Below are 18,092 nucleotides of genomic sequence, written 5' to 3' on the forward strand. Positions count from 1 at the left end.
CTTCCACCATCATCCGTGTACATATCAAATGGAGTATCACTGTACTTTATATCATTATAACACTCTATCCTACCGTAAACACCCTATTTTTTTTAGAATAACCCCTTCTAAAACTGAGTCATTACCTGCACACAGCGATATAAAATAATTCCTGTTCCCGTCTTTAATATCAAAGATCCTGAAATATATCTTCCCGTTGAAATAATCTTTATATTCCTCGACCATAACTTTTACATCAGGTTCGACCGAAAATGCAGAAATAGGTATATGCATTCCAGTCCCAAGATATTTGATAAGACTTTCTTTCTTGGTCCATATGCGTCGAAAATCTTCCTGACTTTTTACAATCTCAATTTCCTCCTTCGTGAAAAATCTCCCCGAGATCTTAAAGTCTTTATCATCTTTATATTCAATATCTATGCCTATATTCGCAGCTCCGACAACCATAACTATGTAGTCCCCTGAGTGGGAAATATTGAAAAATATATCCTTATGTCCCGGCTTCCCGAAAGAATTAAATATGATATCATCTTCTGCATAATCGCTTCCGAGTTTTTCTTTCAGTATCTTATCTATCAAAAGACCTGCAGCTATTGAGGTAATTCTGGCATCACTGCCCTCCTTCATCCTTTTGGCTTTCCCTCTTCTCCATTCACCGAGTTCCTGCAGAAGCCTTTCTTCATTTTCTTTTATATGATCAAATTCTATTTTATAAATATATATTTCCATGCTTCTATTTTTTCACAAACTTATATTTCTGTAAATCCACATTTTTTACAATAACATATTCATTAATTACCGTATTTTCACAGTGAAACCTCACACGACTGAAGTCGTGTGCTTCCCATCAAATATCCCTGCAACTATATGCCTCTGCAATCCATATCCTACCATAATCATACCCCCATGCAACCAAATTGTGTCTGCAGTCAAACACCCTGTATTTCAATTTTCAACAGCATCTCATTTACTGTTATATACAAAACGATCAGATAATAGTCCCATATAAATTACGAGCCGGATGTTAACACCGGCTCACAATATGTCTTTCAAAATTAATTCAGTTTATTATCAAGTTCCGCAAGAACTTCAAGGAGAACTCCCAACTCTTTCTCCTTAGCCATTTCAAAATATGACTTAATCTTTTCAGACTCTGATATATTTCCGTTAATAGAAATCTTTATAAGAAGATTTCTGGCTGTGAGCATATTTCTCACAACAGTTTTATAACCAAGAATAAGATCTTCGTTATATTTCAAGTGCCCCTGTGCCATAAGATATCTTATTCTCTCAAACATAAGAACCTTATGATCATACATAAGATGAAGCGCTCTGATATCAAAATCCGGTTCAGGGAGCGACATCTGATATTTTATTCTCTCAAGAACTCTGTCATATACATTGATACCGAATGTCGTATCATTGAATCTGTTACGCATCATTCTGTAATGATCCTTTGTATCAACAGAATTAAGATATTCTCTTAATGTGTCTCTGATGAATCTTAAGTCGATCTCATAGTAAGGCGTGTCTGTATTCTTAAATATTACATACAGCCCTCTCGTTCCCTTATAATCATCTTTAAACATATGATCATCAGGAGCCGAAATAACTTCATAACCCTTCTCAACATCCTTAAAGGATACTGTATTATATGAATAATGATCTTTAAATGTAAAATCGCCTACGTAGAAGATCTCCTCATCCAAATTATAGCCATAAATGAACAGCTCATGAGGGAACTTATAATCTGTATCAAAATCACTGATTATCTTCGCTTCATCAAATACACCATAAACATATCCATCAAGATCGATCGTTTTAATAATGAAATCAAGAATATTTCCTGTATAGCTTTCAATCTGCTTATTTGTCATGATGGATGTTATAAGATATGGGCATTCGGTAAGAGAACTGCTTCCCGGCATAATGTCAGCCAAAAGCATCTCATCGCCTGTAAATATCTCCTGGATATTGTAACATCTTAACTGAATATAGTTACTGAATATCCATTTCTTTGCATTATCATCATTTGAAAGTATTGAAAATAATGTAGCATGCCACTGCCACGAAGTGATCATCGGATAAGTAACCGGTAATTTCTTTATATTTGCCATAATCTTCCCTCCTCCGATCAAACATCAAGTTTCTCATAAATACGGTCTACGAGATCCATAAATGTTGCATAATTATCAAGCGCGAGTTCATAATCAGTAAACTTAACATTGAACTCATTTTCTGTTTCAACGATCAATCTTATAATAGATACAGAATTAACGCCATATTCCTGCTCTATTAATGCATTATAGTCAACTTCCTCTACTTCCGGCATAACCTCAGTAATAAGATCCGCAAGCTTCTTTTCGATTTGATCTTTATCCATTTATACGCTCCCCTTTGTTATAAAGTTTAATCTTAAAAGTCCGTAACTCCAGCCCCATTTTTTAACATAATTCACAATTTTATATACAAATATTGTACTAAATTCATACATAAAAATCAAGAATATAAACATATTGAAGGACAAGTTCCGCTTTAAAGCCTCTCCACACAACTACTTCCACTTTAAAATCACATAAAAAACCGCATCCCTTGCGAGATGCGGTTAATATTTATATAAATGAATACATTATTCACCAAACTTAATAGGATTAAGCTTGATTCCAGGACCCATTGTAGATGTGATTGTAACACTCTTAAGGTACTGTCCCTTAGCAGCTGCAGGCTTAGCCTTGATAACTGCGTTCATAAGAGCGTTGAAGTTATCAGCGATATTCTCTTCTGAGAATGAAGCCTTTCCAACTGGAACGTGAATGATGTTAGCCTTATCAAGTCTGTACTCGATCTTACCAGCCTTAACATCTTCGATAGCCTTAACAACGTCCATTGTAACTGTTCCAGCCTTAGGGTTTGGCATTAATCCCTTAGGTCCGAGAACACGTCCGAGACGTCCAACAACACCCATCATGTCAGGAGTAGCGATTACAACATCGAAATCAAGCCATCCTTCGTTCTGGATCTTTGGAACGAGCTCATCACCACCAGCATAATCAGCGCCGGCTGCAAGTGCCTTATCTACATTATCACCCTTAGCGAAAACAAGAACCTTAACAGTCTTACCTGTTCCGTGAGGGAGAACTACAGCACCTCTTACCTGCTGATCAGCGTGACGTCCGTCTACACCAAGTCTGATATGAGCTTCAATAGTCTCATCGAACTTAGCGCTTGCTGACTTCTTAAGGATTGCTACAGCATCACCAAGATCGTATAATTTACTCTTTTCTACAAGCTTTACAGCTTCCTGATATCTTTTACCTTTTTTCATTATGAATAATCCTCCTGTGGTTTTATCGAGAGAAAACTCTCTTCCACTCTATAATATAATTCTTCTGACATTAATCAGATCGAATAACGATTAGTCCTCAACAACAATACCCATCGAACGAGCAGTACCAGCGATCATGCTCATAGCAGCCTCGATTGATCCAGCGTTCAGATCAGGCATTTTAAGTTCAGCGATTTCTCTAATCTTATCCTTAGAAATCTTGGCAACCTTGTCCTTATTCGGCTTTCCGGAAGCTGTCTTAAGATTACATGCCTTCTTAAGAAGAACAGCAGCCGGTGGAGTCTTTGTGATGAAGCTGAAGCTTCTATCAGCATAAACTGTTATAACAACCGGAATAATTGTATCGCCCATATCAGCAGTCTTTGCATTGAATTCCTTTGTGAACTGAACGATATTTACACCATGCTGACCAAGTGCAGGTCCAACAGGTGGTGCAGGAGTTGCCTTGCCTGCAGGTATCTGTAATTTAATGTATCCTGTTACTTTCTTCGCCATTTTAGCGTACCTCCTATAAGTGGTATTAACGGAATGCTCTGCATCCCTTCCACATTTTATGCCTTTTTAAAGGCTATCTTTACAGTTTTTCAATATCTGTCAGACTGATCTCAACAGATGTTGTTCTTCCGAATATATCAACATCAATAGTAACAGTCTGCTTGCCGGCATTGATATCTTTAATCTTGCCGTCTGTTCCTTCCCATGCACCTGAAACGACCTTAATATAGTCGCCAAGTTCTACATCAATATCGATAACCTGGTTAGGAATCTTAACACCAAGCTTCTTCATCTCTGCTTCTGTTAAAGGAACCGGTTCTGATCCAGGTCCAACAAATCCTGTAACTCCTCTGGTATTACGAACAACATACCATGTTACGTCATTCTTTATCATATGTACCAATACATAACCTGGGAACATCTTTTTGGAAACGGTTTTCTTCACACCATTTTTTGTCTCGACAACATCCTGAAGAGGAACCATAACTTCAAGCATCTGTCCCTGAAGTTTTCTGTTCTCAATGGTCTTCTCGATATCTGCCTTAACTTTATTCTCGTAACCGGAATAGGTGTGAACTACATACCAATGCGGTTCTGTATCTTCAACCTGTTTAAAGCTTGTAGGTGTAGTCTTTTCAACCGTCTCAGCATTTTCTGAAACATTTTCAGCTTCAGCATTTACTGCATCAGTATTATCTACTTCAACATTATCTACTGCTTCTTCATTAATTTCTGACATTTTATCACCGTCCTACAAGTATGAAACCTAATCCATATTTAATAAGATAATCTATACCAACAATCATTAAACCGATCAGAACAGCTGAAACAATAACTGCTATAGACTGTCTGAAAAGATTCTTCTTAGTTGGCCAGGTAATCTTACCAAATTCACCCTTGAGTTCCTGAAACCAGCTTCTCTTAAGAGCAGGTGTTTCTTGCTTTTTATCTGCCATACTTAACTCCGATCCGTAAAATTAATTACTTTGTTTCCTTGTGTAATGTATGCGCCTTGCAGAATTTACAATACTTCTTAGTCTCAAGTCTATCCGGGTGGTTCTTCTTCTCCTTTGTCATATTGTAATTACGCTGTTTGCATTCCTGACATGCCAATGTAATCTTAACACGCATGACTTATACCTCCATCTTATCTACTAAATTACAACTAAGATTTGTAACTGTATGATACGGGTAAATCCACTGTTTTCAACACGTCTGTTAGTGGACTATATACAATTACTTTCCCGCATATTGTTGGGATATATCCGGGAAGTACCGGTAAGCCAACCTCTTTTTGATGGTAGCACAACAAAAAAAGCCCTAGAGGCTTACGCATCGCATATCGTAACATACGAATTGTTTAAAGTCAATAGGGCTTTTTGCATTTATGATGAAAACTCTGTATATACTTATTTATTATCCTTAAACACGAAAATATTCTGCTTATCAGAATCGTAATTTTCCCACTCAGGCATCTTCACGCCATCAGCGTCAACACCATTTGGATCTCCTGTCTTAACAAAATCCGCGAGATAATTACACATATGTCTTGCCAGATCGAAATGATGTCCCTTAAATGGTCTCCAGCATTTACTTATACTTTCAAACCAGAACCAAAGATCTACCGAATGGAATGTTCCCGGATTATCTTCACCCGGAATACTTGGGTCAAAGCAATATGTATAGACTTTTCTGTCTACGCCATTCTTCTTATCATTCTCGATAAGTTTTTTGCATGACTCCTTAACTGTCTTCTCAACAGCATTTACACCACCAAATGTAAACTCGTCACTTGTATAACCTGTTATTATAGGAACATTCGGATAACTTCCTTCAATAACATTTGTAAGAGGATCTTTCTTAAAATGAATTCCGTCATCAATCGGGAACATTTTAAGTTTCATTCCGTCTTTTGAATATTCGCCGTAAAGATCTCGAAGCTTTATAGCATCGATCTTTCTGGCTTCTTCAAGGCTGTTCACGCCAATATATTTGAAAAAGGCTTCTCCTCTTCTTTCAGCCTCGGCAAGATCGATAGGATTGAAGATATCTCCTTCCTCATCATCAATTCTTATCATTCCGCTGAAAATAGCAGCTCCTTTAACAATATCTTTATTCTCCGGACAAGTCAGTTGTTGCATTGTACTTGCTCCGCCCGCTGACTGACCTGCTATAGTAATCTTTTCCGGATCACCACCAAATGCGGCAATATTTCTGTATACCCATTTAAGTCCTGCCTGCTGATCAAGAAGACCAAAGTTTGCAGGAGCATCAGGATTTTCCTTTGTGATCTCCGGATGAGCCATAAAGCCCATTAATGCAAGTCTGTAATTAACACTTACGACTATAATTCCTCTTCTTGCAAGACGTTCTCCATCGAATTCCATTTCAGGAGTATATCCCCACTGAAACGCTCCGCCGAAAAACCATACAAGTACAGGAAGCTTTTCATCAGTACGTTTTGCCGGTGTCCATACATTTAAGTAAAGACAATCTTCATCCATCGGAATATCCGGATCAACGTGCCATTCTTTACAATAAACATCATCACCAACGCCCGGCTGGTCCTGAACGGAAATAGGTGCAAACTCATAGGCAAGGTAAACATCATCCCAATCCTCGCAAGGCTGCGGTGCTCTCCAACGATTCTTTCCTACAGGAGGCGCTGCATACGGAACCCCTTTAAAAACAGTAACTCTCGGATCTGCTGACGGAAGTCCCTTTAATTTTCCGTTTTCTACCTTCACTTCTCTCAACATGCTAGTAATCCTCCAAACCTGCTTTTATTTAAAACGCTAATTAACAGGATACAAAATATTACCTAAAATGAAACCCTGCATATTCATAAATCTATACCGATTATTTCAATCATTTTTAGTTTAACAACATTTTTTTCTCTTCTTCGGTAAGTTTTCTGTACTCTCCCGTCGGAAGACTTTCATCAAGTTTAAGTCTTCCCATGCTGAGCCTCTTAAGATATATAACCTTATGACCTCTTGCTTCAAACATTCTTTTTACCTGATGAAAACGTCCTTCGGTTATCGTTACCTCTGCCTCAGTCGTTATTTCTTCCGCCCTTATATCCTCAGCCATCGTTTCATCAACTGTTGTTTCATCAACTGTTGTTTCCTCAGCCATCGTTTCATCAACTGCTGTTTCATCAGCAATTATTACATCAATTGTTGTTTCATCAATTGTTGATTCTTCAGTAATTTTTATAATAGAAAGAACTGCAGGTTTTGTTAATTTCTCGTCACCTATGTCCAACCCTTCTTTAAAGGCGTCAACATCCTCTTCATCAAGTCGTCCCGTAACAATAACTTTATAGACCTTATCAACATGCTTTCCCGGAGCGAGAAGTCTGTTTGCCAGCATTCCGTCATTGGTTATAATAAGAAGCCCTTCAGTATCACGGTCAAGACGTCCCACAGGGAACAAGTCTCTTCTTTTCTTTTCGGTAATAAGGTCGACAACCGTTTTTTCAACCCTGTCGGTACTTGCGGAAATAACGCCTGCCGGCTTATTCAGCATATAATATTCAAATTCTTCATATGCGGCTGTCTTGCCGTTGACTGTGACAATATCCGATTCCGGATTGATCTTAACATCCGAAGAAGACGCTTTTTCGCCATTTATAAGAACCGCACCGGAACGAACAAGCTGCTTTGTCTTACTTCTTGTTCCATATCCTGTGTCGGCCAGAAATTTATCTAATCTGATCAAAATTCTATCCTCTGAATAACAATAATAAAATAATTATTTGTCCGTCATTTTATCATAAATATCTGCAATTTCATTTACTTCTCCAAAGGAAATAACTTTTCCTTTTTCAAGTATCATGGCCTTATTGCAGATCTTTCTTACCTGATCTGTGTTATGTGAGACAAACAGTACCGTAATGCCTTTATCTATAAGTTTCATAAGCTTCGCTTCACTCTTCTTACGAAATTTTGCATCTCCGACAGAAAGAACCTCATCAAGAATAAGGATGTCCGGTTCAACAATGGTCGCTATGGCGAATCCAAGTCGCGCCTTCATTCCGGAAGAATAATTCTTCAGAGGCACATCGATAAAATCTTTTAATTCAGAAAAATCTATTATTTCCTGAAGTTTCTCATCAATCACCTTATGTCTGTATCCAAGCACTGCGCCGTAAAGGTATATATTCTCACGACCGGTATACTGCGGATCAAATCCGGCTCCGAGTTCGATCAAAGGTGCTATTACGCCCTGTCTTTCCACAGTGCCGTTTGTAGGCTTAAATACTCCGGCAACCACTTTAAGCAGTGTACTTTTTCCAGCACCATTCAGCCCCAGTATTCCTAATCTGTCTCCGGCTCCGACACTGAAAGAAATGTCTTTTAAAGCCCAGAACTCATCATATCTTAGTTGTCCCTTTAAAAGCTTTATAAAATATTCTTTGAGACTATCCACTTTTTCTTTGCTGAGATTGAATTTCATCCCAACGTTATTTAGTTTTAAAACATCATTCTCAGCCATTTTAAATATTCAGAATAAATCTGTCCTCACACTTTTTAAACATAACAAATCCGATTATTATGCATACAACGCTGAAAGAAAATGAATATATCAGATATTTATAATTCATAACCTCTCCAAAAATGCAGCTTCTGAAATTTGAAATAACACAATAAAGCGGATTGCCTTTAAGTACAATTCCGTACCTGCTCTTCAAAAGTCTTTCCGGCTTATAGAATATAGCGCAGGTATACATCACAAGCATAAGAAGTACATTCCAGAGGTATTCCATATCTCTGAAGAAAACACCGATGGTGGATAATATAAGTCCCACGCCTGTACATAATAAAAATAAATTGATGAGCGGCACTATTATCTGCAGTAAATATACAGTCGGATAAACCCCGAGCACAACTGCCACAATCGCAAGTACCACAAGTGATATCATGAAAATAATATAATTAAAGATTATTCCCGAAAGCGGATAAAGAATCTTTAAAACATAGACTTTTTTGATCATCGGAGCATTTGCCCTGATTGATTTTAATGAATTATTGGTTGTCTGGGAAAAGCAACCGAAAAGGAGTCTGCCTGTAAGAATAAATACAGGAAATGTCTTATCATGCACTCCCATTAATGTACCAAAAACAACAGTGAGTACTATCATTGTCAAAAGCGGTTCAATAAGAGACCATAATATTCCAAGATATGATCTTCTGTATTTCAGCCTTATACCTTTTATGACCAGTTCTTTCAATATGAACATATTCTGGCTAAAGCTTTGTTTCATCCTTAAGCGCCTCCGTTTTATCAATGCATTTGCACATGATAATAGTATAGATTAAACCTTATTTTGTCAACAAAACCAAAACGGAAGATCCTTTAAATCAAGATCTTCCGTTTCGATATTTATAAACATATTACTTATACAAATAAGTACTGTCTTTTATGATTTTGTGATTACTCAATAACTTTGATCCATCCTTCAGGAGCTTCGATTCTACCCATCTGAATTCCTGTAAGTGTATCATAAAGTTTCTTAGTCTTAGGTCCCATCTCTTCCATTCCGCTTGGGAAACAGATATCTTTACCATGGTCATTGATCTTACCAACAGGTGAGATTACTGCAGCTGTACCGCAAAGACCACACTCATCGAAGCTTGAAAGTTCATCAAGATAAACTTCTCTTTCTTCAACTTCCATTCCAAGATAATCCTTAGCAACAACTTCGAGTGAACGACGTGTTACTGATGGAAGGATACTGTTTGACTTTGGAGTAATGAATTTATTGCCCTGAATAAATATCATATTTGCTCCACCTGTCTCTTCAACCTTTGTTCTGGTTGCAGGATCAAGATACATATTCTCATCGAATCCCTTCTGATGAGCATCAACGATAGCATGAAGACTCATTGCATAATTAAGTCCTGCTTTGATATGTCCTGTTCCGTGAGGAGCTGCTCTGTCGAAATCACTAACTCTGATATAGATTGGCTTAGCGCCGCCCTTGAAATAAGGACCTACAGGAGTTGTGAGTATTCTAAACTGATATTCATCAGCCGGCTTAACACCTATAACTGAGTTTGATCCAAACATGAAAGGTCTGATATAAAGAGTTGCTCCTGAACCATATGGAGGTACCCATGCAGTATTAGCCTTAACAACATCAACTACTGCCTGAATAAATCTCTCCTTAGGGAAGACAGCCATCTCAAGTCTCTTACATGTATCCATCATTCTTTCTGCATTAAGGTCAGGACGGAATGTAACGATATGTCCGTCTTCTGTTGTATATGCCTTAAGTCCTTCGAAACAAGACTGTGAATAATGAAGTACACATGCACATTCACTCATTGTAATTGTATGATCAGGTGTAAGAACACCATCATCCCATTTACCGTCTTTGAAATTCGAAACATAACTCTTATCTGTTTGAACGTAGCCAAATCCAAGGCTTCCCCAATCAATGTCCTTCTTTTCCATCTCAGTTCATCTCCAATCTGAAATCATTCTCACATCCTTTAAAATCCGTCGGATATGAGTAATCTATTGAAATACAATATACTGCTTATTATATGCTCATTTTTTTGTCAGTCAAGGAAAAAGCGATAATATTTATCAAAAAGCTGATTTTAGCCTAAAATTTCATCACATTTTTCTGATTTTCTTAATAAAATTAAGCTTGCGGTATATTATCTATTATGCTTCGTAGTTATCTGAAATAGTATGCTTCTCTTTATATTCAGAGATACGAGCCTGAATTCTTTCTGACTGATCAAGAAGATCGCTTATACTTGCATCATGGTTGATATGATCGATAAGATATGCGATATATTTGCTCATATCAGCTGATTCATACCAGTCACGCTCAAAGAGTTCAGGTTTCTGATAAGTTACATTTGTTGTGATAACTTTCTCAATGATTCCTTCCTTCTTAGCTGCATCGAATACATCAAGACCTGCAGTGAAGAGACCGAAAGTAGCAAGACAATAAACTCTGTTTGCCTTTCTCTTCTTAAGCTCTCTTGCAACATCAAGCATACTTTCACCTGAAGCGATCATATCATCGATAATAATTACATCCTTACCTTCAACATCATCACCAAGGAATTCATGTGCAACGATAGGATTCTTACCATTAACAACTCTTGTATAATCTCTTCTCTTATAGAACATTCCGACATCAACGCCAAAATGGTTTGCAAAATAAATTGCTCTATGCATAGCGCCTTCATCAGGGCTTATGATCATAAGATGATCGGAATCAAGCTTAAGGTCCGGTGTTGTCTTAAGGAGACATTTAATGAACTGATATGTTGGCATTACATTTTCAAATCCACTTACCGGTATAGCATTCTGAACACGAGGATCATGTGCATCGAAAGTAATGATATTTTCAACGCCCATTCCTACAAGCTCCTGAAGTGCAAGCGCACAGTCAAGTGACTCACGGTTAGTTCTCTTATGCTGTCTGCTTTCATAAAGGAATGGCATGATAACATTGATTCTTCTTGCCTTTCCTCCGATTGCAGCAATTATCCTCTTAAGATCCTGAAAATGATCATCAGGGGACATTGGCTTAACTATTCCGCACTGACTATATTCAATACTGTAATTCCCAACATCTACCATAAGGAAAACATCTTTACCACGGATAGATCCCTTAAGAGTTCCTTTTGCTTCTCCCGATGCAAATCTTGGACAATCTGACTTAAGAAGAAATGTTTCCTGCTCATAACCATCAAAGATAATACTCTCCTTTGGCTCTTTAACAAGTCTTGCCTTTCTCCATTTAACCAGATATTTATCTACCTTCTTACCTAAATTACAACAACTTTCAAGTGGTAAAAGTCCGAGCTGTCCAACAGGAATAGTACTGAGTTTGCTTGCGTCTGGCATTTTTTTATCCTCCAATTAAAAATACATATGGTTATTTATTTATAAACCTTCCCGAGATAATCAGTGCCTCTCAAGAAGACGTTTCTTTTTGACCATCCTGATATTTGCTCCGAAGATATTGAAGAAATCATAATTCTCCGCTATTCTTCCCGCAAATCTCTCAGTGTAATTTTCTTTTATACCTTTTATATCAAGATTAGAAGAAATGATAGTCGACTTACCTGAAATAATCCTGTCATTAACAACTCTGAATAACTGAGTTACGCTTTGTCTGTTAACCGATTCTGTTCCCAGGTCATCAATTATAAGAAGATCTGCATTAAAGAGAAATTCGTATCTTGCTTTTTTCTCTTTATCATCATACTCTTCTTCATTCCTTCTGAAGAGGTAACCGTTGATTACGTCCTCAACCATTCCCCCTGCTGTAAGATAAAACACACTGTGCCCTTCGTCAAGTATTTCTTTTGCGATGCAATTTGTTAAAAATGTTTTTCCTCTGCCCGTTTCACCAAAAATTATGATATTTTGACTTGTATCACCAAATTTTTTTATGAATTCTTTTGATTTAGCCAAAATATTCTGTATATTTTCATATGGAGAAACTTTTTCATCTTCAAGGCGTTCTTGCCTGTAATAACTCATATCAAAAGTTGAAAAATTCTCCTGCTCAAGTCTGTCACTGATATTTGACTCCAGATATCTCGCTTCAACAATTAACTGTTTTAAGCATTTACATTTTTCATTTCCGATATATCCTTCGTCTTTACAAAGATTACAAACATATCTTCTCTCAAGATAATTCTCATCATAACCGTTTTTGATAAGAATATTCTTCTTTTTCTCAGACAGTTCGGAATTTCTCTTTTCAAGTTCCGCAAGGAATGCTATATCATTTCCGGTTCCCTTAACCTTCTTTCGAATAGCCATAAGAGTGCCGTTTCTAAGCTCATCGTCAATCTCTTTTATCTCAGGAAGCTTTTCGTAAAGCGCTTCTCTTCTTTCACGAAGATCCCTTGCACTGTCATTCCTTCTTCTATCCAGTTTTTTCAGGATTTCATCCATATCGAAAGTATAACTCATTATTTGTTATTTACCTCTTTAATATACATCTCAGTAAGTTCATCCCACTCATCATCCGTGCTGGACTGTTTATAATTTCCAAAGGTCCCGAGTCTTGTCTCTGACCCTGCAGCCTTCTTCTTACTTCTGGTATATTTCTCATCAGATATCTCAACATCCTTAGGTGTTTTGATTCCTTCTTTACGCCATCTGTCGAGGATGGTATTTACATAGGCAAATGATGCAGAATTAGGTCTCGATATGATAGCTCTGCTGCATGCTGCCGCGATCATCTCTTCATCAAACCCAAATTCACTCTGCCATACTTTTATAAACTTTATCTCTGAAGGAGTAGGAACAACTCTGTTGGCAATTCCCAGTTCCTTAAAAATTCTTCTGTACAGCGAATTAAATGAATCCGTATATGTCTTAGCTTCTTCTCTATTCTTGAAGCCTTTTCCGTACCAGTCAATAGCAACCTTCTCAACGTATGATGCCTTAGTCTTTCCTATAGTTGCACAGTGCTCTAAAAGATATTCTATCACATCTACAGGAAGTTTTAATTCATCAAATATATATATAAGCATATTTACATCGGACTGAGCGAGTTCTCTGTTAAAATATGCTTCAGCCTGGCCCATAATGTCTCTAAATGCTTCATCTGTCAGTTTGTTATTGATATCCTTGGCATTAAGTTTCTTCTTTTCAGGAACCGAAACTTCTTCCTCTTCAACGCCTCCGGAAATGTGATCCACCTCACTGATATTATGTCTGTCTATACTTCTGACATTATCTTTCTTTTCCTCAACGTTTTTATCTTCCTCAAGCATTGATACCGCAAAATCAAGTTCTTCATCATCATGAATCTTAACCGGAGCTTCTATATTCTTAAGGATTATTCCTGTAATAGCTCCTTTTGTATCATATGTAAAACTTAAAATCCCTTGACTGATCCAATACCTTATCGCCCTGCAAACATCCTTATCTGTACACTGGAAATAATCAGCAATATCACTTACCGAAACCGGTCTGCCACATGAATAAAGACGAACAAGATAAAGGTACACTTTTACAAAGTCACCATTTGCGTCCGCCATATAATAATCAATAAAATTATTCGATATTTCTGAAAATGTTTCCTTCTTTTCTGTTGAAATAGTAATGTTCATTTCCCACGCCTTCTCCATTTGTCATAATCACTTTTCCAACTTTTACAGTTTCGAATCTCATGATCATACCCCTCATGAAAAGCCTTTATTTTCAGCATTTTCGAAACATTCTCGGAAAAAAGTGTTTTAAGTATAACATAACAAAAACCTTTTGCAAGTTCCCCAAACGCCTCAAGGTATCTACATAAATTTTGTGGAAACTGTTGATAATGTTGATTTATTGATCATAAAAAATCGTCGGATGTCGCGTTTTACGAGTTTTATCAAAATTAGTCTGACAAATCCTTATTGTTGATAAAAACAAAAATCATTCGCCGGATATCAGCGAATGATTTTGTGGATATTGTTGAAAACTATTTTTTCACCAGTGAAACGCCTACAGAATCGATATTTCCTGCTCCCATAGTTATTAACAAATCATTTTCTTTTGAATTTTCTCTAAAATATTTTTCTATTGACAAAAAATCGCCTAAATATACTGCATCAGTACCTTTTTTTCTGATAAGATTCTCAAGATCTTTAGACGAAACTGTGCCGTCATCCTTCTCTCTTGCAGCATAAATGTCAGCTAAAATGATATGATCGGCAGCGCTTAATGCTTCAGCAAACTCATGAAGGTGCGCTTTTGTTCTTGAATATGTATGTGGCTGGAAAGCAACCCAAAGGTCGCCCTTCTTAATACTGTTGGCAACTTTTAAAGTTGCAGCTATCTCTGTCGGATGATGTGCATAATCATCTACAACAACTGCACCCTTTTCAGTTGTTCCCTTATAATCAAATCTTCTTTCGGCACTCTTACAATTTAAAAGGCCTTCTTTAAGTTCATCAACAGACATACCAAGTTCTGTTGCAGCAGCAATTACAGATAATGAATTCACTGCATTATGAACACCTGTTACATTAAGTGTAAAACGGCCAAGCTCCTGTCCGTTCTTTACAACTGTATATGATGGATGTCCCAATGGATCAAGGCTTATATCCTTGGCAACATAATCATTTTTATCCTTTGTTCCGAAAGATATAACTTTGCATTTTGCTGTTGATACTATCTTATCATAGCAGTCCATATCACCGTTGATAATAAGAACACCGCCATTAGTAACCTTTGTTGCAAATACTCTGAATGACTCAACGATATTATCAAAATTCTTGAAGAAATCAAGATGATCATTGTCTACATTTAAAATAATACTGATAAATGGATTGAATGAATGATAACTATTGGTATATTCGCAAGCCTCTGTTACAAAGTAATCAGATCTTCCGACTCTGATATTACCGCCGATGCTATCAAGTATTCCTCCGATAGAAACTGTCGGATCCTTCTCACCTGCAAGAAGTACACTTGTCATCATAGCTGTAGTTGTAGTTTTACCATGAGTTCCTGCAACTGCTATGCTGTACTTATAAAATGACATTATCTGTCCGAGAAGCTGTGCTCTTGTAAGCATCTCTATTCCTCTTTTTACTGCTTCGCGGAACTCTTCATTATCTTCTCTGATTGCAGCTGTATATACGATTACATCGATATCATCTGTGATATTCTCAGCAACCTGTCCTATCTTAACGGTTGCCCCTCTCTCAACGAGCATTTTTGTAATATCTGATTCTTTCATATCTGAGCCTGATACTTTGAATCCTTCTTTCAAAAGGATTTCAGCAAGTCCGCTCATGCTTATGCCGCCTATTCCCATAAAATAGATATGGCAAGGCTTCTTAAAATCTACCTGATACATATTTATATCCTCTCTAAAGAAGGGTAAGCCCTTAAACTTACCCTTCTTTCCTTCTTAGCAAATAGTCATACCACAGCCCGGTAAAGGCTATATACCGAAACTGTATACATAATTATTAACAACTAAATATATTATCACTTTAGTTATCTTACGACAACCATATTTTACTTTTGCCGGGGACATTACGATCAGTCAAATAGATGTATAATTTCCTTCTTATCAAGTACTCCTTCCGCAAAACCTTTTTTTATAAGTTCAGGCGGAAGATATTCATCATATTTCTCAAAAAGAGGCAATTCTTTAGGAAAGATAAGTTCCAGCATATCGAAATCATTCTGAGTCTCTTCCTTAAGGATTCTATAAAATTCTTCTCTGCCGGCTCTCATATTAAAAACCATAAAGAAAGGTTTTGATGAATCAAAATTACTTATGCCAAGCTTTTTGGCACATTTAAGTCTTATTATCCTTTCAAGTGTCATAAATGAATATGTTCCCACCCATGGCATAAAACACCATTTTGCGCCGCCAAGATTAAAGAGCATTTCTTTCATAACATCCTTATCTTTAAACATGTCTATCGCCTTTTCAAGACGACTTAAAGCATTCTTCTTAAGATATGGATAACTTCTTCTTTCACAAAGTACCCTTCTCATTCTTTGAAGCACTTTCGTATGAAGGTCTCCCGGACACTCACCAAAATAGGCAGGCACATCTCCCTTAACCTTGGTGCAGTACACACTATGCCTTTTATGATCCACCATAAGGACTGTCCACACTCGCCCCGCTATAGCAATCTTCTCACCAACAGGCGGTGGAGCAACTATGGTTCCAAGCTCCTCGTATTCATTTCTTACAGAATATTCCTCGCTTTCTTTGAATACTCCGTAAAACTTAAATGAATTAACGATCTTCTCACCCTGAAGACCCACTATAAGACCGCCTTCAGCAGTTTTCTCAATATGATCGTTTTTAACAAGATATTGAAGCATTACTTTAAAATCATCCAGAGATATCCTATGAAAGTATTTCAAAGTAAGAACCCTTCTTGCCAACTCACCCGGGGTAAGTTCTCCACATGACATAAGAGTACTCATGGTCTGATGATAAAGCAAACTAAACGGGAGCCTGTCCAGTCTCGGAGGTTCAACCCATTTTTCTTCCACATATAACTGAATAAGGGCAATAGCCTGAAGCAGTTTCCAAGGGATATTCACCGGAAGCATTGCTCTTTCTTCCACTTCATCTTCCCTGATAACAAACCACATTTCAGGCGGAAGATTTCTTCTTCCCGTTCTTCCCATTCTCTGTAAAAATGAAGAAACTGTCCACGGTGCATCTATCTGAAATGCTCTTTCAAGCTTTCCTATATCAATACCGAGTTCCAGCGTTGCAGTGGTAACCGTCGACTGCATCATATCATCATCTTTCATGATCATCTCCGCCGTCTCTCTTAAAGCCGCAGAGATATTTCCATGATGTATCTGGAATCTTTCCGGTTCATTTAATAATTCCGAATAACGTCTGAGCGTCGAAGTAACAACTTCACTTTCCTCTCTTGAATTTGAAAATATAAGACATTTCCTGCCTTTGGTATTATCAAATATATATCGATATGATGGTTCAAACGCATCCTCTATACCGGCTTCTTGTTCTGTACCGGCTTCTTTATCAGCAGAACTTTCTCCATCCTTACCGCTTTTGATATAAAAATGCTCTACAGAAACTCTCCACTTTGCGCCTTTTGCTTCTATAGTAGGAATAATGGTTCCGCGCCCGGTTCCTTCTGCAAGAAATCTACCTACAGTTTCCGGTTCACCTATAGTAGCCGAAAGTCCTATTCTTCTCGGATTAACTCCAGCGGCTCTGCAGAGCCTTTCGATAAGGCAAAGCGTCTGGCCGCCTCTATCACCTCTTAATAAAGAATGCACCTCGTCAATAACTATAAATCTGAGATCACCGAATAATTTGGACAGCACCGACGACTTTCTCATAAGCATAGCTTCCAATGATTCCGGAGTAATCTGCAAAATGCCCGATGGATTCTTGATCAGTTTATGCTTATGACTCATAGCAACATCGCCATGCCAATGCCATACAGGAATATCCGCTTCATCGCATAATTCATTCAATCTTTCAAACTGATCATTTATAAGTGCCTTAAGAGGACCTATATATATACAGCCGACCGAAGAAGGCATATCTTCAGAAAATAGAGTGATTATAGGAAAAAATGCAGCTTCGGTTTTACCCGCAGCAGTGGATGCAGAGATAAGAACATTTTCATCCGTATTGAAAATAGCATCGCCTGCCGCGACCTGAACAGCCCGGAGATTTTCCCATTCATTTCTATATATATAATCCTGCACAAATGGTGCATATCTTTCAAATATCGACATATTAAATCCTCTA

General features: G+C 37.5%; 17 protein-coding genes and 1 pseudogene. All 18 read right to left on the minus strand.

The features are described 5' to 3' along the window. Positions 1-69 precede the first annotated feature (69 nt). Positions 70-729 (minus strand): 4'-phosphopantetheinyl transferase family protein, encoded by a 660-nt coding sequence (locus B5D25_RS10190; RefSeq protein WP_078787862.1) that lies wholly within the window; start codon positions 727-729, stop codon positions 70-72. 326 nt (positions 730-1,055) lie between these two features. Continuing rightward, a complete protein-coding gene (locus tag B5D25_RS10195) occupies positions 1,056-2,117 on the minus strand; it encodes a hypothetical protein (RefSeq protein ID WP_078787863.1) in 1,062 nt (353 codons plus the stop codon). A 17-nt stretch (positions 2,118-2,134) separates the two neighbouring features. Next, complete coding sequence (locus tag B5D25_RS10200; protein ID WP_078787864.1) at positions 2,135-2,383, minus strand: acyl carrier protein; 249 nt, start codon at positions 2,381-2,383, stop codon at positions 2,135-2,137. 246 nt (positions 2,384-2,629) lie between these two features. After that, entirely contained in the window at positions 2,630-3,325 is a 696-nt protein-coding gene (gene rplA, locus B5D25_RS10205) for a 50S ribosomal protein L1 (RefSeq protein WP_078787865.1), read from the minus strand. 90 nt (positions 3,326-3,415) lie between these two features. Next, on the minus strand, positions 3,416-3,841 hold the full coding sequence (gene rplK / locus B5D25_RS10210; RefSeq protein WP_078787866.1) for a 50S ribosomal protein L11: 426 nt from the start codon (positions 3,839-3,841) through the stop codon (positions 3,416-3,418). A 79-nt stretch (positions 3,842-3,920) separates the two neighbouring features. Beyond that, positions 3,921-4,439: pseudogene (nusG, locus tag B5D25_RS10215) on the minus strand (transcription termination/antitermination protein NusG); the annotation flags it as partial. A 145-nt stretch (positions 4,440-4,584) separates the two neighbouring features. Further along, a complete protein-coding gene (secE, locus tag B5D25_RS10220) occupies positions 4,585-4,797 on the minus strand; it encodes a preprotein translocase subunit SecE (protein ID WP_078787868.1) in 213 nt (70 codons plus the stop codon). A 25-nt stretch (positions 4,798-4,822) separates the two neighbouring features. Further along, positions 4,823-4,972: a 50S ribosomal protein L33 gene (gene rpmG / locus B5D25_RS10225; RefSeq protein WP_078787869.1), complete on the minus strand. Its 150-nt coding sequence runs from the start codon at positions 4,970-4,972 to the stop codon at positions 4,823-4,825. Positions 4,973-5,250: 278 nt separating this feature from the next. Next, the gene (locus B5D25_RS10230) at positions 5,251-6,600 is read right to left on the minus strand and encodes a carboxylesterase/lipase family protein (RefSeq protein WP_078787870.1); all 1,350 of its coding nucleotides are present in this window, start codon (positions 6,598-6,600) and stop codon (positions 5,251-5,253) included. A gap of 115 nt (positions 6,601-6,715) precedes the next feature. Next, positions 6,716-7,564: a pseudouridine synthase gene (locus B5D25_RS10235; protein ID WP_341443641.1), complete on the minus strand. Its 849-nt coding sequence runs from the start codon at positions 7,562-7,564 to the stop codon at positions 6,716-6,718. Positions 7,565-7,597: 33 nt separating this feature from the next. Then, entirely contained in the window at positions 7,598-8,341 is a 744-nt protein-coding gene (locus B5D25_RS10240) for an ABC transporter ATP-binding protein (protein ID WP_078787872.1), read from the minus strand. Position 8,342: 1 nt separating this feature from the next. Next, on the minus strand, positions 8,343-9,110 hold the full coding sequence (locus tag B5D25_RS10245; protein ID WP_078787873.1) for an ABC transporter permease: 768 nt from the start codon (positions 9,108-9,110) through the stop codon (positions 8,343-8,345). Between the two features lie 170 nt (positions 9,111-9,280). Continuing rightward, on the minus strand, positions 9,281-10,303 hold the full coding sequence (locus B5D25_RS10250) for a branched-chain amino acid aminotransferase (protein WP_078787874.1): 1,023 nt from the start codon (positions 10,301-10,303) through the stop codon (positions 9,281-9,283). A 216-nt stretch (positions 10,304-10,519) separates the two neighbouring features. Then, positions 10,520-11,719 carry a ribose-phosphate pyrophosphokinase gene (locus B5D25_RS10255; RefSeq protein ID WP_078787875.1) on the minus strand — a complete coding sequence of 400 codons (1,200 nt, stop codon included), beginning with the start codon at positions 11,717-11,719 and terminating at the stop codon, positions 10,520-10,522. A gap of 60 nt (positions 11,720-11,779) precedes the next feature. Next, positions 11,780-12,799: an ATP-binding protein gene (locus B5D25_RS10260; RefSeq protein ID WP_078787876.1), complete on the minus strand. Its 1,020-nt coding sequence runs from the start codon at positions 12,797-12,799 to the stop codon at positions 11,780-11,782. Beyond that, entirely contained in the window at positions 12,799-13,947 is a 1,149-nt protein-coding gene (locus tag B5D25_RS10265; protein ID WP_159444150.1) for a DnaD domain protein, read from the minus strand. The genes B5D25_RS10260 and B5D25_RS10265 overlap by 1 nt, the downstream gene beginning before the upstream one ends. Before the next feature lie 353 nt (positions 13,948-14,300). Further along, positions 14,301-15,683, minus strand: a complete 1,383-nt coding sequence (murC, locus tag B5D25_RS10270) for a UDP-N-acetylmuramate--L-alanine ligase (RefSeq protein ID WP_078787878.1) — start codon at positions 15,681-15,683, stop codon at positions 14,301-14,303. A 188-nt stretch (positions 15,684-15,871) separates the two neighbouring features. Continuing rightward, positions 15,872-18,079, minus strand: coding sequence for a DEAD/DEAH box helicase (locus B5D25_RS10275; RefSeq protein WP_078787879.1), 2,208 nt, complete (start codon positions 18,077-18,079; stop codon positions 15,872-15,874). Positions 18,080-18,092: the final 13 nt, after the last annotated feature.

This window comes from Eubacterium ruminantium (assembly GCF_900167085.1).
GTDB lineage: Bacteria > Bacillota > Clostridia > Lachnospirales > Lachnospiraceae > Eubacterium_Q > Eubacterium_Q ruminantium.